This is a genomic window from Citrobacter sp. Cf118 (assembly GCF_030334095.1).
In the GTDB taxonomy this organism is placed as follows: Bacteria; Pseudomonadota; Gammaproteobacteria; order Enterobacterales; family Enterobacteriaceae; genus Citrobacter; species Citrobacter freundii.
This window is the reverse complement of sequence record NZ_JAOWES010000075.1, coordinates 1-24096: the sequence shown is the minus strand read 5'-3', so window position 1 is coordinate 24096 and position 24096 is coordinate 1. Positions and strand designations below refer to the sequence as shown.

The 24096-nt window shown below is 54.9% G+C and carries 25 protein-coding genes and 1 pseudogene; 19 read left to right on the top strand and 7 right to left on the bottom strand.

All coding sequences use genetic code 11. The annotated features are described in order from the left end of the window. Positions 1-12: 12 nt before the first annotated feature. Together OGX67_RS08630 and crfC are read right to left on the bottom strand one after the other, a co-directional pair. Positions 13-906 carry a diguanylate cyclase regulator RdcB family protein gene (locus OGX67_RS08630; protein ID WP_046671381.1) on the bottom strand — a complete coding sequence of 298 codons (894 nt, stop codon included), beginning with the start codon at positions 904-906 and terminating at the stop codon, positions 13-15. Continuing rightward, on the bottom strand, positions 903-3260 hold the full coding sequence (gene crfC / locus OGX67_RS08625; RefSeq protein ID WP_047389621.1) for a clamp-binding protein CrfC: 2358 nt from the start codon (positions 3258-3260) through the stop codon (positions 903-905). The genes OGX67_RS08630 and crfC overlap by 4 nt, the downstream gene beginning before the upstream one ends. 539 nt (positions 3261-3799) lie before the next feature. Here crfC and OGX67_RS08620 point away from each other — a divergent pair. The 16 genes from OGX67_RS08620 (at position 3800) to phnP (ending at position 15789) form a co-directional block, all read left to right on the top strand. Continuing rightward, positions 3800-4135 (top strand): zinc ribbon domain-containing protein YjdM, encoded by a 336-nt coding sequence (locus OGX67_RS08620; RefSeq protein WP_003031835.1) that lies wholly within the window; start codon positions 3800-3802, stop codon positions 4133-4135. 139 nt (positions 4136-4274) lie between these two features. Next, positions 4275-4724, top strand: a complete 450-nt coding sequence (gene yjdN / locus OGX67_RS08615) for a VOC family metalloprotein YjdN (protein WP_268046142.1) — start codon at positions 4275-4277, stop codon at positions 4722-4724. Between the two features lie 132 nt (positions 4725-4856). Then, a complete protein-coding gene (gene phnC / locus OGX67_RS08610; RefSeq protein ID WP_003841124.1) occupies positions 4857-5645 on the top strand; it encodes a phosphonate ABC transporter ATP-binding protein in 789 nt (262 codons plus the stop codon). Positions 5646-5800: 155 nt separating this feature from the next. Next, positions 5801-6817 (top strand): phosphonate ABC transporter substrate-binding protein, encoded by a 1017-nt coding sequence (gene phnD, locus OGX67_RS08605; RefSeq protein WP_003031828.1) that lies wholly within the window; start codon positions 5801-5803, stop codon positions 6815-6817. A gap of 104 nt (positions 6818-6921) precedes the next feature. Continuing rightward, the gene (phnE, locus tag OGX67_RS08600; RefSeq protein WP_003841119.1) at positions 6922-7701 is read left to right on the top strand and encodes a phosphonate ABC transporter, permease protein PhnE; all 780 of its coding nucleotides are present in this window, start codon (positions 6922-6924) and stop codon (positions 7699-7701) included. Positions 7702-7721: 20 nt separating this feature from the next. After that, a complete protein-coding gene (gene phnF / locus OGX67_RS08595; protein ID WP_003031826.1) occupies positions 7722-8447 on the top strand; it encodes a phosphonate metabolism transcriptional regulator PhnF in 726 nt (241 codons plus the stop codon). Beyond that, complete coding sequence (gene phnG / locus OGX67_RS08590; RefSeq protein ID WP_003031825.1) at positions 8448-8900, top strand: phosphonate C-P lyase system protein PhnG; 453 nt, start codon at positions 8448-8450, stop codon at positions 8898-8900. It abuts the gene before it with no gap. Further along, positions 8897-9481: a phosphonate C-P lyase system protein PhnH gene (phnH, locus tag OGX67_RS08585; protein WP_003031824.1), complete on the top strand. Its 585-nt coding sequence runs from the start codon at positions 8897-8899 to the stop codon at positions 9479-9481. Before phnG ends, phnH begins: the two co-directional genes overlap by 4 nt. After that, complete coding sequence (locus OGX67_RS08580; RefSeq protein ID WP_257651888.1) at positions 9481-10548, top strand: carbon-phosphorus lyase complex subunit; 1068 nt, start codon at positions 9481-9483, stop codon at positions 10546-10548. Before phnH ends, OGX67_RS08580 begins: the two co-directional genes overlap by 1 nt. A 46-nt stretch (positions 10549-10594) precedes the next feature. Continuing rightward, positions 10595-11386: an alpha-D-ribose 1-methylphosphonate 5-phosphate C-P-lyase PhnJ gene (phnJ, locus tag OGX67_RS08575; protein ID WP_257651913.1), complete on the top strand. Its 792-nt coding sequence runs from the start codon at positions 10595-10597 to the stop codon at positions 11384-11386. Then, positions 11383-12141, top strand: a complete 759-nt coding sequence (gene phnK, locus OGX67_RS08570; protein WP_003844769.1) for a phosphonate C-P lyase system protein PhnK — start codon at positions 11383-11385, stop codon at positions 12139-12141. Before phnJ ends, phnK begins: the two co-directional genes overlap by 4 nt. An 89-nt stretch (positions 12142-12230) precedes the next feature. Next, on the top strand, positions 12231-12911 hold the full coding sequence (gene phnL, locus OGX67_RS08565) for a phosphonate C-P lyase system protein PhnL (protein ID WP_003841104.1): 681 nt from the start codon (positions 12231-12233) through the stop codon (positions 12909-12911). Then, a complete protein-coding gene (phnM, locus tag OGX67_RS08560) occupies positions 12908-14044 on the top strand; it encodes an alpha-D-ribose 1-methylphosphonate 5-triphosphate diphosphatase (RefSeq protein ID WP_003031811.1) in 1137 nt (378 codons plus the stop codon). The genes phnL and phnM overlap by 4 nt, the downstream gene beginning before the upstream one ends. A 2-nt stretch (positions 14045-14046) precedes the next feature. After that, complete coding sequence (gene phnN / locus OGX67_RS08555) at positions 14047-14601, top strand: ribose 1,5-bisphosphokinase (protein WP_032948343.1); 555 nt, start codon at positions 14047-14049, stop codon at positions 14599-14601. Beyond that, on the top strand, positions 14588-15022 hold the full coding sequence (gene phnO, locus OGX67_RS08550; protein ID WP_003031809.1) for an aminoalkylphosphonate N-acetyltransferase: 435 nt from the start codon (positions 14588-14590) through the stop codon (positions 15020-15022). Before phnN ends, phnO begins: the two co-directional genes overlap by 14 nt. Before the next feature lie 8 nt (positions 15023-15030). Beyond that, positions 15031-15789 (top strand): phosphonate metabolism protein PhnP, encoded by a 759-nt coding sequence (gene phnP, locus OGX67_RS08545; protein ID WP_213169069.1) that lies wholly within the window; start codon positions 15031-15033, stop codon positions 15787-15789. Between the two features lie 201 nt (positions 15790-15990). Here the strand turns inward: phnP and yjdP are convergent, their stop codons facing one another. Next, positions 15991-16320, bottom strand: a complete 330-nt coding sequence (yjdP, locus tag OGX67_RS08540; protein WP_003844759.1) for a DDRRRQL repeat protein YjdP — start codon at positions 16318-16320, stop codon at positions 15991-15993. Between the two features lie 69 nt (positions 16321-16389). Next, positions 16390-18654, bottom strand: coding sequence for a hybrid sensor histidine kinase/response regulator (locus tag OGX67_RS08535; RefSeq protein ID WP_257651889.1), 2265 nt, complete (start codon positions 18652-18654; stop codon positions 16390-16392). Positions 18655-18768: 114 nt separating this feature from the next. Here OGX67_RS08535 and OGX67_RS08530 point away from each other — a divergent pair, with 114 nt between their 5' ends. Genes OGX67_RS08530 through OGX67_RS08520 form a run of 3 tightly spaced genes read left to right on the top strand, consistent with a single transcriptional unit; the run spans position 18769 to position 22251 of the window. After that, positions 18769-20292, top strand: coding sequence for a sugar ABC transporter ATP-binding protein (locus tag OGX67_RS08530; protein ID WP_192464582.1), 1524 nt, complete (start codon positions 18769-18771; stop codon positions 20290-20292). Then, positions 20285-21280, top strand: a complete 996-nt coding sequence (locus tag OGX67_RS08525; RefSeq protein WP_003031803.1) for an ABC transporter permease subunit — start codon at positions 20285-20287, stop codon at positions 21278-21280. Before OGX67_RS08530 ends, OGX67_RS08525 begins: the two co-directional genes overlap by 8 nt. A 29-nt stretch (positions 21281-21309) precedes the next feature. Beyond that, complete coding sequence (locus tag OGX67_RS08520; RefSeq protein ID WP_257651890.1) at positions 21310-22251, top strand: ABC transporter substrate-binding protein; 942 nt, start codon at positions 21310-21312, stop codon at positions 22249-22251. An 81-nt stretch (positions 22252-22332) separates the two neighbouring features. Here the strand turns inward: OGX67_RS08520 and OGX67_RS08515 are convergent, their stop codons facing one another. The 3 genes and pseudogenes from OGX67_RS08515 to OGX67_RS26950 all read right to left on the bottom strand — a co-directional run. Then, positions 22333-23739, bottom strand: coding sequence for a KPHS_23130 family T6SS system protein (locus OGX67_RS08515; protein WP_048213897.1), 1407 nt, complete (start codon positions 23737-23739; stop codon positions 22333-22335). Further along, positions 23736-23996 carry a PAAR domain-containing protein gene (locus tag OGX67_RS08510; protein ID WP_048213898.1) on the bottom strand — a complete coding sequence of 87 codons (261 nt, stop codon included), beginning with the start codon at positions 23994-23996 and terminating at the stop codon, positions 23736-23738. Before OGX67_RS08510 ends, OGX67_RS08515 begins: the two co-directional genes overlap by 4 nt. A gap of 1 nt (position 23997) precedes the next feature. Beyond that, positions 23998-24096 (bottom strand): annotated as a pseudogene (locus tag OGX67_RS26950) (T6SS immunity protein Tli3 family protein); the annotation flags it as partial.

Sequence of the window (24096 nt, the reverse complement as noted above, 5' to 3'; positions counted from 1 at the left end):
GACCGTCCCTGCTCAATTGATGAGTGGGGACGATGCAAAAATCTCCTCAACCATCGCATCAGCCAGTCGTTTCGCCGAACACAATCGCGGCATTCCTAACGCCACATTTTGCCACCGCTGCGTCACCGACCAGCTCACCGGATGACGCTGCGCATCGCACCAGTCGCCTAACCAGCTCAGCATATCGTTATGCTCGCCCGATCCGCCGACAACTGGCGTGCTGAGCCAATGATGATAGTAATGACGCGTAGCAGGCGCTGCATTCACGCTGTCCGCCAACGCCTGAGCGGCCATGGTTCGCAGGTTGTCTTTTAGCATTAACACCACATCGGCATTCGCTAACCGGCAGGCGTCACCGAAGGCTCCCCAGCGCAACTCCTCCAGCGCAACAAAACAGCGTCCAGGTAACGACCAACCGTCATATGCGCCAGCCCGCCAGCGGGTAAAAATTTGTTCGCTGTGTTCGCCCGCCTGAACCGTCAGGCCACGCTGGGTCAGCGCCTTCTCTTTATACGCAGCGCGTTGGGTAAACCAGTCAGTCAGTGAATTTATTTGTTGTAAAAGACCGGGGGTTGAAAGCCCACGCGGGTGTTCGGTTTGTTGTAAAAACCTCAGCCCTTCGGCAATACGCACCAGCGCCAGATGACCTGGGTCGATCATGCCCGCCAACTTCTCTACCAGCTTAAGACGCATCACCAGATGCTCGCTGGACACTCCCGCCATCACCCACGCCCGCAGTTGTGTCTGGGATAACACCTCCTGCGTCAGACGCGCGCGCAGCCGCTGCTGCTGTTGCAGAAAACCGCCGGAACGTTTGGTTTCATCTCCCTGAACCAGATCGACCATAAACTTCGGGTAGACACACTCCAGCGTCCTCCCGGGGCCTTCCAGTAAAACGTTAGTCATGTGTGCTCGGTTGCAAAAAGGGTATTGATATCGTCACGCAGCAAACGGGAATCTTCATAAAGCCATGCCGCAATCGTAATGCGCTGCTGCAATTGCTCATTCATTGCATTCACCGCGGATTCATTTTGTTGGCGTAGCGTCAGACTCTCACTCAGACTCGCCTGCAATTGCGCCAGACACAGTGAAAAATCTGCAAAAAACGTGGCCATGCCTGCCGTAACGGAAATATCGACCTGAGCAACTAAAGCTTTACGAATTTGTTGGCAAAACTGGGAGACATACTGCACAAGGTTCTTATGCAAAGCGCCCATATCAATGAGATAACGCGTTTTTGTTTCGACGTAATCATTCCATCCCCAGTTGGGTTGATTTAGCCAACGAGAGAAAGTGTCACGCACCGCACCACCAGTAGACGGTGGATTTTCCACCGGGATATCCTGTTCAATGGCTTCGTTAAACAATTGGCGGGTATTGAAATTAAACATCGCTGTATGGAACGCTGGAAAACGGATCCGCGCACGAAAACCGGCGTGGTTTAGCTCCTCTTTCACCCTTTGCTCAATTGGCCGCATCGCGTCATTTAGCGCCCGGGAGAGCGTCGACTCAAGCTGTTCAAAACGCAGGGCTAAGTCACGGCTGATGCTTTCCTGCGCCGCCAGCAATACCCCCTCACAGGACGAGCGAATTTTATCTAACACAATTTTCGCCTGGCCTTCATCGTGCAGCACCAGCATTTCTCCGGCCATTTCTGCCGAGGAGACGCCAGCTCCCAGGCTATGTTGTGACATCATCAGGACGTTTTCTTTGATAAAGAAGGTGTTGATACCGCAAAGAATCTCGGTTTGTTGCTCTCTGAGATAGGCTGCAGCAGCCTCCAGCGCCAGTTCTACTTCATGGCTGACTTCATCGCTCACTCTCCCCTGGCTCACTTCTAACTGCTGCATATCCTCTTCAATATGCGTGATGTTCAGCCGCAGTTTGTCATAGGCGACCGTTAACCCGTGAGCACGAAACTCCAGATATTCGTGCACGCTTTGCGCATAGTTCAATAACTTATGTGACGCTGAGCGTAGCGCATACAGCGATGCATTGGCGTAAGCGGCGTGAATCACTTTCTGGATAGGCTGTTCAAACAGCGAGTCTTCCCACAACAGGTCGGCGGCATGACGGATATGCTCCGTATCTTCAAGATCGGTGGTTCGCCAGCGTCTGCCAAGCGCCGCTTCGGCAAAATCCTGCACCCAACGTTGCACCTGATGATCCGGCAATCGCCCACGGGCCGTCAGCTCATGACGCGCCCTGTTTGCCAGATAGCCCCACATTGAGGAAACCGGATAGATTCTCTCAGGGGCAATACCACCTTGCATCAACGTGCCAGAAATCAACGCCCGCACCTGCTCTTCATCGTCACTGTTGCGGTCTTTCTGATCGAACTTGTTCACCAGCGCATACAGCGGTACTGACTTGCCAACCGCCATAATCGCCTGACGCACTTCCTCATCAGAAATCGATTTCAATTGGGTGTAATCCAACACCGCCAGCACCGCAGAGGCCCGTACCAGCTGTTCATTAAGCATTTTTTGTAAGTGCGGTTGTCCCGCCTCGTTCGGCCCCGGCGTATCCAGCAACGTTAATTGCCCTGGGTAGCTTGCTTGTCCGGCCAAATGGACAAACTCAACCTCAATAACCGGAATATGCTCAATCGCGGCATAGGCAGCAAAAGGAAAATCAACATCCAATGCTTTTGACAGGCGCACCAGGTCGTTCAGGCTTTTAAGGCAATGGAAAATAGGCTGTGCGCCAAGATAATACCGTTCAAATGCCACGCCGTTTTCAATATGCTGCAGCAGGACATTCATATCCTTGTCAATTTCCAGGGTCTGCGTAAGACGCAGGCGATCGCACTCGCGCACACGCTGCTGTAAAACCTTCATTAAGGCATCAATCGGCGCGACATGTGAAAAATGCAGGACCGGCTCTTTCTGCCCCGGCGTATGACGAATTAGCGTTGGTAACGCCGTCATGGGGCGATTACGATTAGGTAAAACTTCTGTCCCTACAATCGCGTTAATCGTCGTCGATTTTCCCGCTTTCATCGTGCCAACAATCGCCAGCACCATTTCCAGACGCGTAATCTTGCGCAACTCATTATTGAGCGTTGCTTGCTGGACATCCATGCCACGCGCGCTGAAATGCAGGGGCTGAACAACCTGACTGCTATGCTCTCCTTGTTTTAGCGCGACATCATCCAACGACGTCATGGGCAATTTTTGCAATTGCCTGAGATGTTCAAGCGAGAGCATCAGCAAGCGTTCCGCTTCCTGACTTAATTCATATATTGTCTGTGTGTGCATGGAAAATCTTTCCTTAACGCAAATAGCATTGCTTTTATTTAGCCCAATCGTTTTATTTATAGATTTTTTGGCTTTTATAATTACGTGTGGAAATAATTAAAATCAAAACAACCAATTGATATTATTAAAATAAGTTTGGCGTACAACCGCTGGCCTGAAACCTCTCACTTATGTAATAAGTAAGAAAGATAAACAGCGTAGTTCAGTTTTAAAAAATGCCAGCTTAATCCCCCTACTAAAATTAAGGGGGCTTGAGATATTCAATCACAATGACTTAGACATCCCCAGGCGATGTTACCTATGAATATCAGATATTTCGCCTCACCTTATCTTAAATAACCTGACGTAGCAATTTCCCTTAAAAAATATTACCCCATACTTTCATTGAGGTAAAAGCAAAGGGTCTTTACAGCAGATCATTTGCGTAATCACGCAGTAGTCCCGACAAAAGCAGGGATTTTATGTATAATTGCGGCCTTTTTCGGCAATCTGCCATTTTTTGGGCGCATTTGCCCCTGCTGACTTTTGAGGAAATCCACATGTCATTACCACACTGCCCACAATGCAACTCCGAATACACTTACGAAGATAACGGCATGTTCATCTGCCCGGAATGCGCGCACGAATGGAACGATGCTGAACCGGCACAGGACAGCGACGAACTGATCGTTAAAGATGCCAACGGCAACCTGCTGGCCGACGGCGACAGCGTTACCGTCGTGAAAGACCTGAAGGTAAAAGGTAGCTCTTCCATGCTGAAGATCGGTACCAAAGTGAAAAACATTCGCCTGGTTGAAGGTGACCACAACATCGATTGCAAAATCGATGGCTTTGGCCCAATGAAGCTGAAATCTGAGTTTGTGAAAAAGAACTGATGCAAATTGCTTGATGGCACTACGCTCATCAGGTCTACACCAGCTCATCTGCCAGGCGGGAAGCTCATACTTCCCGCCTGGTTTATTTATGCAGACGATAACTACACTTAACTGGTTTCTTTTACCTGAGGTAAAGATTATGCCGTTAAGTCCCTATATCTCCTTTGCAGGCAACTGCGCTGACGCTATCGCCTACTATCAAAAAACGTTAGGCGCTGAACTGCTCTACAAAATCAACTTCGGTGAAATGCCCAAATCGGCGCAGGATAGTGAAGATGGTTGCCCTTCAGGCATGAAATTCCCCGACACCGCCATCGCCCACGCCAACCTGCGCGTTGCGGGCAGCGACATCATGATGAGCGATAGCGCCCCGGACGGAAATGCTCACTACTCTGGCTTTACGCTGGTGCTCGACACGCAAAACGTCGATGAAGGCAAACGCTGGTTTGATAACCTGGCAGCAAACGGAAAAATCGAAATGGACTGGCAGGAAACCTTCTGGGCCCGCGGTTTCGGTAAAGTGAGCGACCAGTATGGCGTGCCGTGGATGATCAACGTCGTCAAACAACAGCAACCCCCTACAGAGTAATCCAACGGGAGGCCAGCCCTCCCGTACTGTCATCAAATAGCGCTCAACTCTTCATCATCGAGTAACTATCCCTTAACGAAAACGTCACATTAATCCGCCACGATGGGGCCACTTTTTTAGGGAGGCCGCAGCATGCAAACGATTATTCGCGTCGAAAAACTCTCCAAGTCCTTCAATCAACATCAGGCGCTCAATGCGGTTGATCTGAACATCTGTTCCGGTGAGATGGTGGCTCTGCTTGGGCCGTCCGGCTCCGGCAAATCCACCCTTTTACGTCATTTAAGCGGCTTGATCGTCGGTGATAAATCACCCGGTAGCCGCGTCGAGCTGCTGGGCCGCACCGTTCAACATGAAGGCCGCCTGGCGCGCGATATCCGCAAAAGCCGCGCCCACACCGGCTACATCTTCCAGCAGTTCAATCTGGTGAACCGCCTGACAGTGCTGGAGAACGTCCTGATTGGCGCACTCGGCAGCACGCCGTTCTGGCGCACCTGTTTTAGCTGGTTTACCGCTGAGCAGAAACAGCGCGCATTACAAGCGTTAACCCGCGTGGGCATGGCGCATTTTGCATACCAGCGTGTTTCCACGCTTTCGGGCGGACAACAGCAGCGCGTCGCAATCGCCCGCGCGCTGATGCAGCAGGCCAAAGTGATCCTTGCCGATGAGCCGATTGCCTCACTGGACCCGGAATCCGCACGCATCGTGATGGACACCCTACGCGACATCAACCAGACCGACGGCATCACCGTGGTCGTCACGCTGCATCAGGTGGATTACGCCCTGCGCTACTGCGAACGCATCGTCGCGCTGCGCCAGGGCAACGTCTTCTTTGATGGCAGCAGCCAGCATTTTGATAACGATCGTTTTGACCATCTTTACCGCAGCATGAACCGCGTCGAACAGAACGCGCAGGCTGCATAGTTCTAAAAAACCAGGCGTTATTGGCGCAGCCAGGCTGGAGACGGCCAGCGCGGAAAAACCGGAGCGTACACGCAGTACGTGAGGATTTTGAGCACTGCCCGGATTCAGGCTGGCAAGTGAAATAGCCTGGAACAATGACTAATTAAGGAAACGACATGAGCTATAAGACAGTTGCCGCGCTGGCCTTCACCAGCATGTTTAGCGTCAGTACCTTGTTAAGCCCGGCGCATGCCGAAGAGCAAGAAAAAGCGCTGAACTTTGGCATTATTTCGACCGAGTCACAGCAAAACCTGAAGCCGCAGTGGGAACCGTTCCTGAAGGACATGGAAAAATCGCTGGGCGTGAAAGTGAACGCCTTCTTCGCCCCGGACTACGCCGGGATCATCCAGGGCATGCGCTTTAACAAAGTGGATATCGCCTGGTACGGCAACCTCTCGGCAATGGAAGCAGTGGATCGCGCTAACGGACAAGTGTTTGCCCAAACCGTTGCCGCCGACGGATCCCCGGGTTACTGGAGCGTGTTGATCGTTAACAAAGACAGTCCGATCAATAACCTGAACGATCTGATCGCCAAACGTAAGGATCTGACCTTCGGCAACGGAGATCCCAACTCAACGTCAGGCTTCCTTGTTCCCGGCTACTACGTCTTTGCCAAAAACAACATCTCCGCGAGCGATTTCAAACGCACCGTTAACGCCGGACACGAAACCAACGCCCTGGCCGTCGCCAACAAGCAAGTCGATGTCGCCACCAACAACACCGAAAACCTCGACAAGCTGAAAACTTCCGCGCCGGAAAAGCTGAAAGAGCTGAAGGTGATCTGGAAGTCACCGCTGATCCCGGGCGATCCGATCGTCTGGCGTAAAAACCTCTCCGAAACCACCAAGGACAAGGTGTACGACTTCTTTATGAATTACGGCAAAACGCCGGAACAGAAAACCGTACTGGAACGCCTTGGATGGGCACCGTTCCGCGCCTCCAGCGATCTGCAACTGGTGCCGATTCGCCAGCTGGCACTGTTTAAAGAGATGCAGGGTGTGAAGGACAACAAAGGGCTGAACGAGGAAGAGAAAACCAGCAAAACCTCGGCGTTGAAAGCGCAGCTCGATGACCTTGACCGTCTGACCGCCGCACTGGGCGCTATGACCAGCGTCACCAAAGCGGTGCAGTAACCCTGGTGCCCGGTGGCGCTTCGCTTACCGGGTCTACGATGTTTTGTAGGCCGGATAAGGCCCCTGCGCCGCCATCCGGCAATAACCTATGCACGGAGCTAAACATGCAAACCATCACCGTCGCCCCGCCCAAACGTAGCTGGTTCTCGCTGCTGAGCTGGGCCATTCTGCTCGCCGTACTGGTGGTCTCGTGGAAAGGTGCCGAAATGGCTCCGCTCACGCTGATCGAAGATTCCGGCAATATGGCAACCTTCGCCGCCGACTTCTTCCCACCGGACTTCAGCCAGTGGCAGGACTATCTCGGTGAAATGGCCGTCACCCTGCAAATTGCCGTCTGGGGAACTGCCCTCGCCGTGGTGCTATCGATTCCCTTCGGCCTGATGTGCGCCGATAACCTGGTGCCGTGGTGGATTTACCAGCCGATGCGCCGCCTGATGGACGCCTGCCGCGCCATCAATGAAATGGTCTTCGCGATGCTGTTCGTGGTCGCCGTCGGGTTAGGGCCATTCGCCGGGGTGATGGCGCTGTTTATCCACACTACCGGGGTACTCTCCAAGCTGCTTTCCGAAGCGGTAGAAGCCATTGAGCCGGGTCCGGTAGAAGGTATTCGCGCCACCGGAGCCAACAAAATTGAAGAGATTCTGTACGGCGTTCTGCCACAGGTCATGCCGCTGCTTATCTCCTACTCGCTGTATCGCTTTGAATCCAATGTTCGCTCAGCCACGGTAGTCGGCATGGTGGGCGCAGGTGGTATTGGCGTGACCTTATGGGAAGCGATTCGCGGCTTTCAGTTCCAGCAAACCTGCGCCCTGATGGTGTTAATCATCGTCACCGTCAGCCTGCTGGATTTCCTTTCCCAGCGTTTGCGTAAGCACTTTATCTGATTAGCGAGGCATTGATTGCTATGCACTTGTCTACACATCCGACCAGTTATCCAACGCGTTATCAGGAAATTGCCGCGAGACTTGAGCAGGAGTTACGTCAACATTATCGCTGCGGTGACTATCTGCCCGCCGAGCATCAGCTTGCCGCGCGCTTCGAGGTAAACCGCCACACCCTGCGCCGCGCCATTGACCAGTTGGTTGAACGCGGTTGGGTTCAGCGTCGCCAGGGAGTCGGCGTACTGGTGCTGATGCGCCCGTTCGATTACCCGCTTAATGCCCAGGCACGCTTTAGTCAGAACCTGCTGGACCAGGGCAGCCACCCCACCAGCGAAAAACTGCTGGCGGTGCTGCGTCCGGCCTCCAGCCACATTGCCGATGCGCTCAGCATAAACGAGGGCGATAACGTGATTCACCTGCGCACCCTGCGTCGGGTTAACGGGATCGCACTGTGCCAGATCGACCACTATTTTTCCGATCTCACGCTGTGGCCGCTGCTGCAAGGCTTTAACAGCGGCTCACTGCACGACTATCTGCGCCAACAATCAGGTCTGACGCTGCTGCGCACGCAAACGCGCATCAGCGCCCGCCGCGCGCAGGCCAAAGAGAGCAAGGTGCTGGAAATCCCCAATATGGCGCCGCTGCTGTGCGTGCGCACCCTGAACCACCGTGAAGGCGAAGAACACGCGGCGGAATACTCCGTCAGCCTGACCCGCGCCGACATGATCGAATTCACTATGGAGCACTGAATGCATTTCGATACCGCCACCCGCCAGCGCTGGATGCGCGCGCTGGCTTACAGCAATGCCGATGCCCTGAACGCCCGCATCAACGCGCTCAAACTGACGCCGGACTATGAACTTATCCGCGCACCGGAAAGCGGACTGATGCAGATCCAGGCCCGTATGGGCGGTACCGGTAACCGCTTCTTTGCCGGTGACACCACGCTTACCCGCGCAGTGGTACGCCTGAAGAGCGGCACGCTGGGTTACAGCTACCTGCTGGGACGCAATAAACAACATGCCGAGCAGTGCGCGGTAATTGACGCGCTACTGCAGGAACAAACGCATTTCCAGAACCTAATGGAAACCTTAATTGCCCCGCTGGAAGCAGAACGCGATGCGTTGATTAACGCACGCTGTGCCGAAGTCAACGCCAGCCGGGTCGACTTCTTCACGCTGGTACGCGGAGATAACGCATGACCTTACAGACCGCATTTAATTTACCCGTTCAGGATGCTCAGCAGAGCTTTCGTCGCCTGCTGAAAGCCATGAGCGAACCGGGCGTAATCGTCGCCCTGCATCAGCTGAAACACGGCTGGCAGCCGCTGGGTCTGGCGACCACCAGCGTGCTGCTGACCCTGGTCGATGGCGACACGCCGGTCTGGCTGGCACCGTCGATGGATAACGATATCGCCCGGCAGAACCTGCGTTTTCACACCAACGCGCCGCTGGTGGATCAGCCACAGCTGGCGGCCTTTGCCGTCGCCGACGAACGTATCAGCAGCGAACAGCTTAACGCCCTCTCCGCCGGTTCCGCCGTCGCGCCAGAAACCAGCGCCACGCTGATTGTGCAGGTCTCTGGCTTAAGCGGCGGACGCATGCTGCGTCTGACCGGCGCGGGCATCGCCGAAGAGCGCATGATCGCGCCACAGCTGCCGGAATGCCTGATTCACGAACTCACCGAACGCCCGCATCCGTTCCCACTGGGGGTCGATCTGATCCTCACCTGTGGCGAACGCCTGCTGGCTATTCCGCGAACCACCCATGTGGAGGTGTGCTGATGTACGTCGCCGTCAAAGGGGGCGAAAAGGCGATAGCCAACGCCCACGCCCTGCAGGAAAACCGACGCCGGGGCGATGAGACCATTGCTGAACTGAGCGTGGCGCAAATCGAACAGCAGATGAACCTGGCCGTTGATCGGGTGATGACCGAAGGTGGCATCGCTGACCGCGAACTGGCTGCACTGGCGCTCAAACAGGCCAGCGGCGATAACGTCGAGGCCATCTTTTTGCTCCGCGCCTACCGCACTACGCTGGCAAAGGTAGCTGTCAGCGAAGCGGTTAACAGCGCAGAAATGCGTCTTGAGCGCAGAATCTCCGCGGTCTACAAGGATATTCCCGGCGGGCAGCTGTTGGGTCCAACCTATGACTATACCCATCGCCTGCTGGATTTTACCTTACTGGCCAATGGCGAAACCCCGCCTTTGCGCAGCGCAGACGGCGCGCAGGATGCCTCCCCGCACGTCTTTTCCCTGCTGGCGAACCAGGGCCTGGCTAAACGTGAAGAGGATGATGGCGCGACACCTGACGACATCACCCGCACGCCGCCGGTGTACCCCTGCTCACGCGCTTCACGTCTGCAACAGCTGATGCGTGGTGACGAGGGATATTTGCTGGCGCTGGCCTACTCCACCCAGCGCGGCTACGGGCGCAACCACCCGTTTGCCGCCGAAATCCGTAGCGGCTATGTGGCACTGGAAACCGTACCGGAAGAGCTGGGATTTGCGGTGAACGTCGGCGAACTGCTGATGACGGAATGTGAAATGGTCAACGGTTTTGTCGCGCCAGAAAATGAATCCCCCCATTTTACCCGCGGCTACGGGCTGGTATTCGGTATGAGCGAACGTAAAGCGATGGCGATGGCGCTGGTGGACCGCGCCCTACAGGCAGCCGAATACGATGAAACGGTCACAGGACCGGCGCAGGACGAAGAGTTCGTGCTGGCGCATGCGGATAACGTCGAGGCGGCGGGTTTTGTTTCGCACCTCAAACTTCCCCATTACGTCGATTTCCAGGCCGAACTGGAACTGCTCAAACGCCTGCAACAGGAGGCCACCCGTGACCACTAACCTCTCCGGCTACAACTTTGCCTATCTTGATGAGCAGACCAAACGCATGATCCGCCGCGCAATTCTGAAAGCGGTAGCGATCCCCGGTTACCAGGTACCGTTTGGCGGCCGTGAAATGCCGATGCCATACGGATGGGGAACCGGCGGCATTCAACTTACCGCCAGCGTGATTGGCGAGTCGGACGTGCTGAAAGTGATTGACCAGGGCGCGGACGACACCACTAACGCCGTATCGATTCGTAATTTCTTCAAGCGTGTGACCGGAGTGAATACCACTGAGCGTACGGAAGATGCGACGCTGATCCAGACCCGCCACCGCATCCCGGAGACGCCGCTGGTGGAAGATCAAATAATCATCTTCCAGGTACCGATCCCCGAGCCGCTGCGCTTTATCGAACCGCGTGAAACGGAAACTCGCACCATGCACGCGCTGGAAGAGTACGGCATCATGCAGGTGAAACTGTATGAAGATATCGCCCACTTCGGTCATATCGCCACCACTTACGCCTATCCGGTAAAGGTCAACGACCGCTACGTCATGGACCCGTCGCCCATCCCGAAATTCGATAATCCGAAGATGGACATGATGCCAGCCCTGCAACTGTTTGGCGCAGGCCGCGAAAAACGCATCTATGCCGTTCCACCTTACACCCGCGTGGAAAGTCTCGATTTCGACGATCACCCGTTTACCGTGCAGAGCTGGGATGAACCTTGTGCCATCTGCGGCTCAACCCACAGCTATCTCGATGAAGTGGTGCTCGATGACAGCGGCAAACGCATGTTTGTCTGCTCCGACACCGATTACTGCCGCCAACAGAGCGAGGCCCTCAGCAAATGACGCAACCGCTGCTTTCAGTCAACAACCTGACCCATCTCTACGCGCCGGGCAAGGGCTTCAGCGATGTCTCATTTGACCTGTGGCCAGGCGAAGTGCTGGGTATCGTCGGCGAGTCCGGTTCTGGCAAAACCACGCTGCTGAAATCGATCTCTTCACGGCTGACGCCGCAGAGCGGTGAGATTTTGTATCAGAACCGTTCGCTGTACGGCATGAACGAGGCCGACCGTCGCCGTCTGCTGCGCACCGAATGGGGCGTGGTGCATCAGCATCCGCTGGATGGCCTGCGCCGTCAGGTCTCCGCAGGCGGCAATATCGGCGAACGTCTGATGGCCACTGGCGCGCGTCACTACGGCGACATCCGCGCCACCGCGCAGCGCTGGCTGGAGGAGGTGGAAATCCCTGCCTCGCGTATTGACGACCTGCCAACCACCTTTTCCGGCGGTATGCAGCAGCGCCTGCAGATCGCCCGCAACCTCGTCACCCATCCCAAACTGGTGTTTATGGACGAACCCACCGGCGGGCTGGACGTTTCGGTACAGGCCAAACTGCTGGACCTGCTGCGCGGCCTGGTGGTGGAACTGGATCTTGCAGTGGTCATTGTCACCCACGATTTGGGTGTGGCGCGTCTGCTGGCAGACCGTTTGCTGGTGATGAAGCAGGGTCAGGTGGTGGAAAGTGGGTTAACCGACCGCGTGCTCGACGACCCGCACCATCCGTACACCCAGTTGTTGGTGTCGTCCGTTTTGCAAAATTAAACATCGGATGCCGGATGGCAGCTTACGGGGCGCTGTTTGTAGGCCGGATAAGCGCAGCGCCATCCGGCAATAAGAACCATGAGGCTCAAATGATTCGCGTTGAAAACGTCAGTAAAACTTTTGTCCTGCATCAGCAAAACGGCGTGCGTCTGCCGGTGCTGCAAAACGCCACGCTGGAAGTGAAAAATGGCGAATGCGTGGTGCTGCACGGTCACTCGGGTAGCGGCAAATCCACGCTGCTGCGATCGCTGTACGCCAACTATCTGCCGGATGAAGGACACATCCACATTCGCCACAGCGATGAGTGGGTCGATCTGGTGCAGGCCCCGGCGCGCAAAGTGTTGGAAGTTCGCCGTTCAACCATCGGCTGGGTGAGCCAGTTCCTGCGCGTAATCCCGAGGATTTCCGCGCTGGATGTGGTGATGCAACCGCTGCTGGATCTGGGTGTCTCCCGTGAGGAGTGTGCAGCCAAAGCGGCTAACCTACTTACCCGCCTGAACGTGCCGGAGCGGCTGTGGCACCTGGCACCGTCGACCTTCTCCGGTGGCGAACAGCAGCGCGTCAACATCGCCCGCGGGTTTATCGTCGATTACCCGATTCTGCTGCTCGATGAACCCACCGCCTCGCTGGACGCCAAAAATAGCGCCGCCGTCGTCGCATTGATTGAAGAAGCAAAAGCCCGCGGCGCAGCAATTGTCGGTATTTTTCACGATCAAACCGTGCGCGACCGCGTAGCGGATCGTCTGCATCTGATGGGAACAACAGCATGATTATCAATAATGTAAAGCTGGTACTGGAAGATGACGTGGTGCAAGGATCGCTGGAAATCGAGGGCGGGGTCATTCGCGCCTTTGCTGAAAGTCCGAGCAGCCTACCTGAGGCGCTGGACGGCGAAGGCGGCTGGCTGCTGCCAGGGCTTATCGAGCTGCATACCGATAATCTCGACAAATTTTTTACCCCGCGCCCGAAGGTAGACTGGCCTGCCCACTCGGCAATGAGCAGCCACGACGCGCTAATGGTCGCCAGCGGCATTACCACCGTGCTGGACGCAGTGGCGATTGGCGATGTGCGCGACGGTGGTGACCGTCTGGAAAATCTGGAGAAGATGATCAACGCGGTGGAAGAGACGCAAAAGCGTGGGGTCAATCGCGCCGAGCACCGCTTGCACCTGCGCTGCGAGCTGCCGCATCACACTACCCTGCCGCTGTTTGAAAAACTGGTCGGTCGTGAGCCGGTGACGCTGGTGTCGCTGATGGATCATTCCCCCGGCCAGCGTCAGTTCGCCAATCGTGAGAAGTACCGCGAGTATTATCAGGGCAAGTATTCGCTCACCGACGAGCAGATGGCCCGTTATGAAGAAGAACAGTTAGCGCTGGCTGCGCGTTGGTCACAGCCCAACCGCACGGCGATTGCCCAGATGTGCCGTGAGCGCCAGATTGCGCTGGCGAGCCATGACGATGCCACCTGCGATCATGTGCTGGAATCGCATCAACTTGGCAGCGTGATCGCCGAATTTCCCACAACTTTCGAAGCCGCCGATGCCTCACGCCAGCATGGCATGAACGTGCTGATGGGCGCACCTAACATCGTGCGCGGCGGTTCTCACTCCGGCAACGTGGCGGCACATAGGCTGGCTGAGCTGGGGCTGCTGGATATTCTCTCCTCCGACTACTACCCCGCCAGCCTGCTCGATGCGGCATTTCGCGTAGCGGATGACGACGCTAACCGCTTTACGCTGTCGCAGGCTATTCGTCTGGTGACCCGTAATCCAGCGCGGGCCTTAAATCTCGACGATCGCGGCGTTATTGCCGAAGGTAAACGCGCGGATCTGGTGCTGGCGCATCGCAAAGGCGGCAACATCCATATCGACCACGTCTGGCGTCAGGGCAAAAGGGTATTCTGACTATGGGTAAACTGATCTGGCTGATGGGGCCGTCCGGCTCCGGTAAGGACAGTCTGCTGGCAGAATTGCGCCAGCAGGAACCGGCGCAACTGCTGGTGGCGCATCGCTACATCACCCGCGCCGCCAACGCCGGGAATGAAAATCATATTGCGCTAAGTGAACCAGAGTTTTTTACCCGCGCCGGGCAGAATCTGCTGGCGCTGAGCTGGCACGCCAACGGTTTCTACTACGGCGTCGGCGTGGAGATAGACCTCTGGCTGCACGCTGGTTTTGATGTGGTGGTCAACGGCTCGCGTGCGCATCTGCCCCAGGCGCAGGCCCGTTATGGCGCTTCTTTGCTTCCCATTTGCTTACAGGTTTCTCCGGCAGTTCTCCGCCAGCGCCTGCAGGCTCGTGGGCGGGAGAGCGAAACGGAAATCGCCGCCCGTCTTGAACGCGCAGCCCGCTACGCCCCGTATGACTGCCACGTCCTGAATAACGATGGTAGTTTGCTACAGTCTGTCGATACACTGCTCGCACTGATGGGACGCAAGGAGAAGAAACATGTCTGTCTGTGAATTACGCCGCGCCACGCTCTACGATACCGATGCGGTTTACGCGCTCATCTGCGAGTTGAAACAGGGTCAATTTGACCTGCAGGCTTTTAGCGCTGGTTACGCCGCTAATCTGCAAGATGCCAATATGCACTACCAACTGGCACTGATCGACGGACAGGTCGTCGGCTTGATCGGTCTACACCTGCAGTTTCATCTGCACCACGCCAACTGGATTGGCGAAATCCAGGAGCTGGTGGTGATGCCGCAGGCGCGAGGGTTAAGGGTTGGCAGCCAGCTACTGGCCTGGGCCGAAGCCGCCGCACGCGAAGCGGGCGCAGAAGTCACCGAGCTTTCCACCAGCACCCAACGCCTTGACGCACACCGTTTTTACCAGCGCGAAGGCTATACCATGAGCCATTTTCGCTTCACCAAACCGCTGTAGGGGGAGCCATGAGTCTGACCATTACGCTAACGGGAACGGGCGGCGCACAGCTGGTGCCGACATTTGGCTGCGACTGTGCGGCCTGCCAACGAGCACGCTTACAGGCGCAATATCGTCGACGCCCTTGTAGCGGGGTGGTCAAATTCAACAATGCGGTGACGCTGCTGGACGCGGGGATCCCGCATCTGATGGACGACTGGCCAGCGGGCAGCTTCCAGCAGTTTCTGTTGACCCACTATCATATGGATCACGTGCAGGGGCTGTTTCCGCTGCGCTGGGGCGTGGCGGCGACTATCCCGGTGTACGGACCGCCGGATGAACAGGGTTGCGACGATCTGTTTAAGCATCCCGGCATCCTCGATTTTAGCCATACCGTCGCGCCATTCGTAGTGTTTGACCTGCAAGGATTGCAGGTAACGCCGCTACCGCTCAACCATTCAAAGCTGACGTTTGGTTATCTGCTGGAGACCGCACATAGCCGCGTGGCGTGGCTCTCCGATACCGCCGGACTGCCCGACAAAACGCTGAAATTTCTTCACAATAACCAGCCTCAGGTGATTATCATCGACTGTAGCCATGCTCCGCGCGCCGAGCCACCGCGCAATCACTGTGATTTAAATACCGTTATCGCGTTGAACGACGTTATCCGCTGTCCACGGGTGATCCTGACGCATATCAGCCATCAGTTCGACCTGTGGATGATGGAAAACCAGCTTCCCGCAGGGTTTGAGGCAGGATATGACGGAATGGAGATTATGCTGGAGTAAGGAAATTTGCCGGATCCGATGAAAACATCTTATCCGGCCGACAAGACGACAGTCAGGCGACTTTTCCATAAGCATAGAGAGATTGCAATGCATACATGCACTGTGCTCAAGTGCATGCATTGACATAAAATGGCGAGATGTTGAGCTGACAGCGAAATCCCTTACAGGGGATAAAATATTCTTACATTTAGATAGTTACAGTTAACGATCGTAATCTTCTTCCATTCTGCGTTCTTCGTCTTCTAACTGACGCCGTTCTTGATCAAGCTGGCGCTGACGGTCATCCAGTTGGCGACGTCGATCTTCAAACTGGCGGCGGCGATTGTCATATTGCCTGCGCCGGTCGTCACTCACCTGGCGCTGCCAGCTTTCATCACGGGAATCATCATAATCCCGCCCGTTGTCCGGTTTGTATGCGTCGTTTATCGCCTGCTGAATATTACCAATGGCGTCATCGATAATATCCGCCTGCGCCGATACGGTGGTCAGCATCAGCAAACTAAAAAGAAGGAATGTCGCGGAGCGTTGCATAAAACCAGCCTCATCAAGAAACTCGCCCCACGGTAACCAAAGCGTATTTGCGCGGGTAGCGGAGGAATCTCAATTACGCGAATGCCGCAGCGCCTGCGCCAGTTCTCCCCGGGTAAAAGGCTTACGCAATAGTGCCACATCCGGCAGCGCCGGGTTATGCGCCGGGCGTAAATCCTGACCGCTCATCAGCAGGATGGATAACTGCGGATAATGTGCCTGGGCATGGTTAACCACATCCACGCCGCTTAAACCACCTGGCAGCATTAAGTCGCTGATAAAAATATCAATCTCGGATGAAGCCGCCAGCATATGCATCGCCTGTTCGCCGTTGGCGGCCTCTAACGTCAGGTAGCCCAGCAGGTGTAATTGCTCGCACAACGTCTGGCGTACATCGTCCTCATCCTCGAGCACCAACACCAGTTTTTCATCGTTGGTCGTTGTGTGTTGCGCTACCGCTTCCACTTGAGCCTGCACCGGAACAACGGCGCGAGGCAGTTGCAGCCGGACTGTCGTTCCCTGCCCGGGGGCGCTTTCAATCTCCACCCGGCCACCGGACTGGCGCACAAAACCGTAAACCATCGACAGCCCCAGCCCACTGCCGCTGCCGGTCTGTTTGGTGGTGAAAAAGGGCTCGAAGACCTGCGCTTTCACTGCCTGCGACATCCCACTTCCCTGGTCGGCTACCTCCAGCATCACCATGTCCTGCTTACGCCCATCGCTGCGCGTAACCCGTTGATTCCAGGTACGGATTTTTATCGTACCCGCCTGCCCGTCCATGGCGTCACGGGCGTTCATCACCAGATTGATAATGGCGTTTTCCAGTTGGCTGACGTCAATCCACGCGGGCCTGGCCGGAGACTGGGCCTCAATTTCCAGCGTCAACGTGGCCGGAAGAGAGTGGCGCATCAGTTCGCCCAGGTTTTCCAGCAGCGTTTTCAGCTCCACCGCATGAGGGTGCAATGACTGTTTGCGCGAAAAGGCCAGCAGCCGTTGGGTAAGCAGCGCCCCGCGCTCGGCGGCTTTTAGCGCCCGATTGACCCGTGGCGCATCGGGCGACTCCGGATTCACCAAATCCAGACTGCCAATAATCACTGCCAGCAGGTTATTGAAATCATGGGCTAATCCACCCGTCAGTTGCCCCACCGCCTTCAGCTTTTGGCTGTGCAACAGCGCTTCTTCCAGCCCCTGACGCTCGGTGCGATCGATTTCCATCTGGCTGGTTTTTTCTTTTAGCAGTCGGGTGGTGTGCTCCAGCGATGCCGTATTGCGGGCAAAGACGCTAAAGGCGCGGGCCAGCTCGCCCAGCTCATCGCGCCGCTGCAGGGCCGGGACACTGACGTCTGATTCACCGTGCGCCAGCCGGGTCATCGCCCGCGAAATGGCCGTTAGGTTGGAGCCGAGATTACGGTAGATATACCACCCGGCAAAACCGGTGATCACCACCGCCAGCAGCGCAAACACTAAAATAAACAACGCGCCGGATTGCAGTTCCTGATGGCTTTGCGCCACCCGTTGCTCTGAGATCAGCGCCACCTGCGAGGCATACTGGTTGATATCGCTGTTGAGGATCGCCACCAACGCTTTGATGTGGAACATATACCAATTGATGGCCAAATCGCTTTGCTCCAGCGCGGAAGAGAGCGGCTCCAGCTTATGCAGTTCCTGGTTGAAGTCGTTGAGGATACCGCTAATCAGCGGATTGGCATGCTGCAAGGGAAGAGCGGGCATCACCGCATCCAGTTGTTTCACCACCGAACGCGGCGTGGGCGTGTCGATGGCGGCAACAATTAAGCGGTCCATCTGCCCCAGCAGCACATCGTCCTGCGCGCCGGTGAGCTTTTGCAGATGACGTAAATAGCTTTGATTCTGATACAGCGAACTGAGCAGCGCGTTACGTTCCAGGTGCCGCCGCTGACCGCGCTGCAACATACCTTCCACGCTGCTTTGTAGCTCCTGGCTGCGCTGGATAATTCGCTCGACCAGCACCGGCTCCTGCTGCGCCAGCGGTGCGGTAGCCAGTTGTTCCAGCGACTGCTTCAGCGCCCTTTGCGTCTCCTGCAACCGCTCCGCTTCGCCTTTGTATTCCAGCGCCCCGACTACCTGCGACAACCGCACCGCCGCTGTCGCCACGTTCGCCGTATCCCGTGCCAGGTTCATGCTGCCGGTCATGTCGTCAACGGTTTGCTGCTGCACCTGCTCCTGGATCTGGCTTGCATGCTGAAACCCCAGCACCGCCACGCCGCTCACCATCAGCGTGACCGCCACCACCAGCAGATTAAAGAACAGTAATCGTCCGCGCGCACTGGCGAAAAAGTGACGTCCCGGTTGCGGCATATCACGCTCCGTGAAGAAAAATCGCAATATGACAAATATGAACGGCTTCTGACATTTTGCATTTACATTCCTGTGATGGACTGCTGATATCGGCCACCCCACAGGAGATCCGCCATGAGCAGGACACCGGTTCTGGAGATGCGCAACATTGCTAAAGCGTTTGGCAAATTTTACGCGCTGAAAGGGGTCGATTTAACGGTCTGGCCGGGCGAGATTCATGCCCTGATGGGCGAGAACGGTGCGGGGAAAAGCACCCTGATGAAGATCCTCGCGGGTGCCTATACCGCCACCAGCGGTGAAATCCTGATTGACGGTCAGCCGTTTCACATTCGCGGTCCCAAAGATGCGCTGAGCGCAGGCATCACGCTGATTTACCAGGAGATGCAGCTCGCGCCGAACCTGACGGTGGCAGAAAATATCTTTCTTGGCAGCGAGCTGTCGCGCGGCGGTCTGGTCCAGCGTAAAGAGATGATCATGCAGTCACAGAAAGTCATCGACCGACTCGGTGCCCAGTTTAAGGCCAGCGACCGTGTGATGACGTTGACCATCGCCGAACAGCAGCAGGTTGAAATTGCCCGTGCCCTGCACCGTAACAGCCGCATTCTGGTGATGGATGAACCCACCGCCGCCCTCTCCTCACGTGAAACCCACCGCCTGTTTGAACTGATCATGCGCCTGCGCGATGAGGGGATGGCGATTATCTACATCAGCCACCGCATGGCGGAAGTTTACGAACTCTCCGATCGCGTCAGCGTCCTGCGCGACGGGCAATATGTTGGCAGCCTGACCCGCGACAAGCTCAACGCCTCGGAGCTGGTGCGCATGATGGTGGGCCGTCCGTTGAGCGATCTGTTCAACAAAGAGCGCGATATTCCCTTAGGTAAAGCACGCCTCAACGTCCATCACCTTACCGACGGCCATAAAGTCCAGCCGTGCAGCTTGCTGGTGCGCTCCGGGGAGATCGTAGGCCTGGCCGGGTTAGTCGGCGCAGGGCGTTCTGAACTGGCGCAGCTGATTTTTGGCGTGCGCAAAGCCATCGGCGGCATGATTGAAGTGGACGGTGAACCGGTGGTGATCCACTCCCCGCGCGAAGCAATTGACCACGGCATTGGTTTTCTGACAGAGAACCGCAAAGAGCAGGGATTATTTTTAGAGCTGGCAGCGGCAGAAAACATCACCATGGCAACGCTGGAACGTGACGCGAACTGGGGCATGCTCGATCGCAAAAAGGCGCAGGCGATTTCCGATGACGCCATCAAATTGCTCAATATTCGCGTCCCGCATGCCCAGGTCCGCGCAGGCGGCTTGTCCGGCGGCAACCAGCAAAAGCTGCTGATTTCGCGCTGGGTGGCGATCGGGCCACGCATTTTGATCCTCGATGAACCCACGCGCGGCGTGGACGTCGGCGCCAAAAGTGAGATCTACCGGATCATGAACGATATGGCGCGCAAAGGCGTGGCGATCCTGATGATCTCCAGCGAACTACCGGAAGTGGTCGGGATGAGCGACCGCGTGTACGTCATGCGCGAAGGCAGTATTGCCGGCGAGCTGAACGGACAAAGTATTACCCAGGAAAATATTATGACGCTGGCAACCGGCGTGAACGACTCCCATCATCAGGCGGTGTCCCATGAATAATCCAACCACTCCCCAGCAGGTAGCGAAATCCGCCTCCGCAAAAAAAATGCTGATGAGCGATCTGATGCAAACGGTCGGTATCTTACCGATTCTCATCCTGATAGTGGCGGTGTTTGGCTTTATCGCGCCTAACTTTTTTACCGAAAGCAACCTGCTGAATATTACCCGCCAGGCGTCGATCAACATCGTGCTGGCCGCTGGCATGACCTTCATTATTTTAACCGGCGGCATCGATCTTTCGGTTGGTTCGATTCTCGGCACCACCGCCGTCGCAGCCATGGTGGTTTCTCTCATTCCTGAGTTTGCCATGCTGTCAGTCCCTGCTGCACTGTTGCTCGGCATGGTGCTGGGGTTGTTTAACGGCGCGCTGGTCGCTTTTGCCGGCCTGCCGCCGTTTATCGTCACGCTTGGAACCTATACGGCGCTGCGCGGCGCGGCCTATCTGCTGGCGGATGGCACGACGGTGATTAACTCCAACATCAGCTTTGAGTGGATCGGCAACAACTATCTCGGTCCGGTTCCGTGGCTGGTGGTCATTGCGCTGGCGGTGGTGGTGGTGTGCTGGTTCATTCTTAGGCGCACAACGCTCGGCGTTCATATCTATGCGGTTGGCGGCAATATGCAGGCCGCACGCTTAACCGGGATCAAAGTGTGGCTGGTACTGCTGTTCGTCTACGGCATGAGCGGTTTGCTCTCAGGTCTTGGCGGGGTGATGAGCGCCTCGCGGCTATACAGCGCCAACGGCAACTTAGGTATGGGTTACGAACTGGACGCCATCGCGGCGGTGATCCTCGGCGGCACCAGCTTTGTTGGCGGGATCGGCACCATCACCGGCACGCTGGTGGGGGCGTTGATCATCGCCACGCTCAATAACGGCATGACGCTGATGGGCGTCTCCTATTTCTGGCAATTGGTGATCAAAGGGGCGGTGATCATCATAGCGGTGCTGATCGACAAATACCGTACCCGACACCATCAAAGTGCATAACAACAACATCTTACTTCGAGGAATACAGCATGAGATTGAAGCCCTTAGTCACCGCGCTCTGTGCTGGCGCCCTGCTTGCTGCAGCTCCATTTGTGCAGGCAAAAGAACTGAAATCCATCGGTGTTACGGTGGGCGATCTGGCCAACCCGTTCTTCGTGCAGATCACCAAAGGCGCGGAGCTGGAAGCACGCAAACTGGCCGGTGATAACGTTAAAGTGACGCTGGTTTCCAGCGGCTACGATCTGGGCCAGCAGGTGTCGCAAATCGACAACTTTATTGCCGCCAAAGTCGACATGATTATCCTTAACGCCGCCGACTCCAAAGGCATCGGCCCGGCGGTAAAACGCGCGAAAGACGCCGGGATTGTGGTGGTCGCCGTTGACGTGGCGGCGGAAGGCGCAGACGCCACCATCACCTCCGATAACACCCAGGCGGGAGAAATGGCCTGTAAATATATTACCGACCGTCTGAAAGGCAAAGGCAACGTGGTCATTATCAACGGGCCACCGGTATCTGCCGTCCAGAACCGTGTGGAAGGCTGCCAGACCGAGTTTAAACGCCACCCTGACATCAAGGTGCTGTCATATAACCAAAATGCCAAAGGCAGTCGCGAAGGCGGGCTGGAGATCATGACCGCGTTGCTGGCGGCGAATCTGAAGATCGACGGCGTATTCGCCATTAACGATCCCACGGCGATCGGTGCCGATCTGGCGGCAAAGCAGGCGCAACGTAGCGAATTCTTTATTGTCGGCGTAGACGGCAGCCCGGACGGCGAAGAAGCCCTGAAGCGCGAAAACTCACTATTTGTGGCGACGCCAGCACAAGATCCGCAGGTGATGGCTGCCAAAGCGGTCGAAATCGGTTATGACATATTACAGGGGAAACCCGCCCCGAAAGAACCCGTGCTGATCCCAGTGACGATGATCGATAAAAACAACGTCGGCAGTTATAAGGGTTGGACGGTGAAATAAGTGCTGGGCCGCCTGATACCTCTCCCTACGGTAAAGACAGTAAAAGAAATTGAAGAATAAGCGCCCGTCAGGGCGCTTTCCTCATAAAAATGGAACATAGTAAATACCCATTTCCTGCTCAATTTTATCACTCACGAATATAGAAAAAAACAATACCGCTATAAAAATAACCAATATACCAACCACAAAAGGAACAATAGAATACCAGGGATGAATGTTGAAGGTTTCCTCTGACACTAAACAGAGATACCCAGTACACCATAAAATAATTGAGCATGCGGATATAATTTTCCAATAATTCGAGAAGTCTGCTATGTCAGGAGCAGGTTTACGCCCTGGATATTTAGCCGCGATTATCCCGGATTGAATAGTATCTGCAGATTTACTGGCGAATAATTGGTGTCCTTGCCCGTATTTTGCAGCATCCGCAGCCAACGCTAATACGACCCAGCGCTGAACCTCAGAGCCTTTCCCGGTGACGGTTTCCAGATCATATATGCTATCAGGGAGAATGCCCGTTTTTGCATTTTCTATTGCACCAGATATTACGAATTTTGACTGTTTATCCAGCGAGTTGAACCATAACCTTTTAATTTTATCAATTACCACTTGCTGAGCGGAGAGATATGTATTCACTATTTCATCGAGATAATACGGTGTACTGTCCATCATGCGTAATAAATATAATGGTGTATCTTTACTTTCAAGGAACCTGTCATCGGTGAAAACAAATGCGTTTGCACTTTCAAAAAAATCAGAGTCATTTTCGCTGTGCAATTCAACTGTAACAATTAGATTATTTTCAAACATATTAAAACCAATCCAGTCGTTGATTAAATAATAATCAGGGCATTCATGGAGGATTTTTATTTCCCCAATTTTATCTTTGGGGACGCTCAAGCTTTCAAGCACCGTTTTGAAGCTATTACCTATAGAGTCATCTGCTCCCTTAACATATAGCCAGGTCTTAAAGGGAGAATATTGTCTAACAAGAGAGTTTTTGAGTGGCTCGATCAACTGCCTTAGTACTTTATCAACTCTGATGTCATCCATAGAATCAACTTCAATAGCAATTCTTAACGGCGTTGCGGCGCCTGTAGGTGCCTCACCCTCTAGTTTTTGCATCTTTAGCGCCAGCTCTGATACTGGAAGAATTGATGAGTAATCTAAAAGAGGTAACGCCTGTCTGGCCCAATTTTGCCATCGATTCATACCATATTTTTCAAGGAAATCCGCATAACAAAATGGATAAGCTATAAAACAGTAAGCCATCCCTACAGCGCACCAGATCACTAATACTAGTATCAACGGGGTTGATAATGTAATCGATATCAATTCACCAGTAACTTTTTCTCCCTGCTGCCAATTTAATATACTGTATGTTGTAAAAACTAAAAATATACCAAAGCTAATGACCAGCATAGTAATCAGCGGAAATTTTCCTACATCCTGATACGGATTCTTGTTTGGTCTCTTCCATTTATTCATTTGCTTGTCCCCGCTGTTGGCAGTGTGGTTTTTATTGCACAACCGCATGCAGCCCTACACCCATCCACAACAACACCTCTACCGTCCATTGTCCAGGTTGGTTCAAAATCAAGTATGGGAAAGGTCCCTTTATGCGCAATACAAACAACAGTATCCCCCATTAAAGCGACAGGAATTCCCATAAACTTGCTACCAGAAGCTTTGTTCACATACCCACCGTTTTCCAGCGGGTCATTTAGTCTGATGACACCTTTCATATTATTTTCCCGCATTCATATCGCAGTGCATTCGGGTCCAGCCCTTATAGCCCACCACTTCTGGTTCTTTGTCCGGCAGGTTTTGATAGTTGGCCTTATA

Excerpts from the sequence above, each read along its gene's own strand:
- OGX67_RS08630 (WP_046671381.1), bottom strand. The coding sequence starts at position 906 with ATGACTAACGTTTTACTGGAAGGCCCCGGGAGGACGCTGGAGTGTGTC.
- crfC (WP_047389621.1), bottom strand. The coding sequence starts at position 3,260 with ATGCACACACAGACAATATATGAATTAAGTCAGGAAGCGGAACGCTTG.
- OGX67_RS08620 (WP_003031835.1), top strand. The coding sequence starts at position 3,800 with ATGTCATTACCACACTGCCCACAATGCAACTCCGAATACACTTACGAA.
- yjdN (WP_268046142.1), top strand. The coding sequence starts at position 4,275 with ATGCCGTTAAGTCCCTATATCTCCTTTGCAGGCAACTGCGCTGACGCT.
- phnC (WP_003841124.1), top strand. The coding sequence starts at position 4,857 with ATGCAAACGATTATTCGCGTCGAAAAACTCTCCAAGTCCTTCAATCAA.
- phnD (WP_003031828.1), top strand. The coding sequence starts at position 5,801 with ATGAGCTATAAGACAGTTGCCGCGCTGGCCTTCACCAGCATGTTTAGC.
- phnE (WP_003841119.1), top strand. The coding sequence starts at position 6,922 with ATGCAAACCATCACCGTCGCCCCGCCCAAACGTAGCTGGTTCTCGCTG.
- phnF (WP_003031826.1), top strand. The coding sequence starts at position 7,722 with ATGCACTTGTCTACACATCCGACCAGTTATCCAACGCGTTATCAGGAA.
- phnG (WP_003031825.1), top strand. The coding sequence starts at position 8,448 with ATGCATTTCGATACCGCCACCCGCCAGCGCTGGATGCGCGCGCTGGCT.
- phnH (WP_003031824.1), top strand. The coding sequence starts at position 8,897 with ATGACCTTACAGACCGCATTTAATTTACCCGTTCAGGATGCTCAGCAG.
- OGX67_RS08580 (WP_257651888.1), top strand. The coding sequence starts at position 9,481 with ATGTACGTCGCCGTCAAAGGGGGCGAAAAGGCGATAGCCAACGCCCAC.
- phnJ (WP_257651913.1), top strand. The coding sequence starts at position 10,595 with ATGATCCGCCGCGCAATTCTGAAAGCGGTAGCGATCCCCGGTTACCAG.
- phnK (WP_003844769.1), top strand. The coding sequence starts at position 11,383 with ATGACGCAACCGCTGCTTTCAGTCAACAACCTGACCCATCTCTACGCG.
- phnL (WP_003841104.1), top strand. The coding sequence starts at position 12,231 with ATGATTCGCGTTGAAAACGTCAGTAAAACTTTTGTCCTGCATCAGCAA.
- phnM (WP_003031811.1), top strand. The coding sequence starts at position 12,908 with ATGATTATCAATAATGTAAAGCTGGTACTGGAAGATGACGTGGTGCAA.
- phnN (WP_032948343.1), top strand. The coding sequence starts at position 14,047 with ATGGGTAAACTGATCTGGCTGATGGGGCCGTCCGGCTCCGGTAAGGAC.
- phnO (WP_003031809.1), top strand. The coding sequence starts at position 14,588 with ATGTCTGTCTGTGAATTACGCCGCGCCACGCTCTACGATACCGATGCG.
- phnP (WP_213169069.1), top strand. The coding sequence starts at position 15,031 with ATGAGTCTGACCATTACGCTAACGGGAACGGGCGGCGCACAGCTGGTG.
- yjdP (WP_003844759.1), bottom strand. The coding sequence starts at position 16,320 with ATGCAACGCTCCGCGACATTCCTTCTTTTTAGTTTGCTGATGCTGACC.
- OGX67_RS08535 (WP_257651889.1), bottom strand. The coding sequence starts at position 18,654 with ATGCCGCAACCGGGACGTCACTTTTTCGCCAGTGCGCGCGGACGATTA.
- OGX67_RS08530 (WP_192464582.1), top strand. The coding sequence starts at position 18,769 with ATGAGCAGGACACCGGTTCTGGAGATGCGCAACATTGCTAAAGCGTTT.
- OGX67_RS08525 (WP_003031803.1), top strand. The coding sequence starts at position 20,285 with ATGAATAATCCAACCACTCCCCAGCAGGTAGCGAAATCCGCCTCCGCA.
- OGX67_RS08520 (WP_257651890.1), top strand. The coding sequence starts at position 21,310 with ATGAGATTGAAGCCCTTAGTCACCGCGCTCTGTGCTGGCGCCCTGCTT.
- OGX67_RS08515 (WP_048213897.1), bottom strand. The coding sequence starts at position 23,739 with ATGAATAAATGGAAGAGACCAAACAAGAATCCGTATCAGGATGTAGGA.
- OGX67_RS08510 (WP_048213898.1), bottom strand. The coding sequence starts at position 23,996 with ATGAAAGGTGTCATCAGACTAAATGACCCGCTGGAAAACGGTGGGTAT.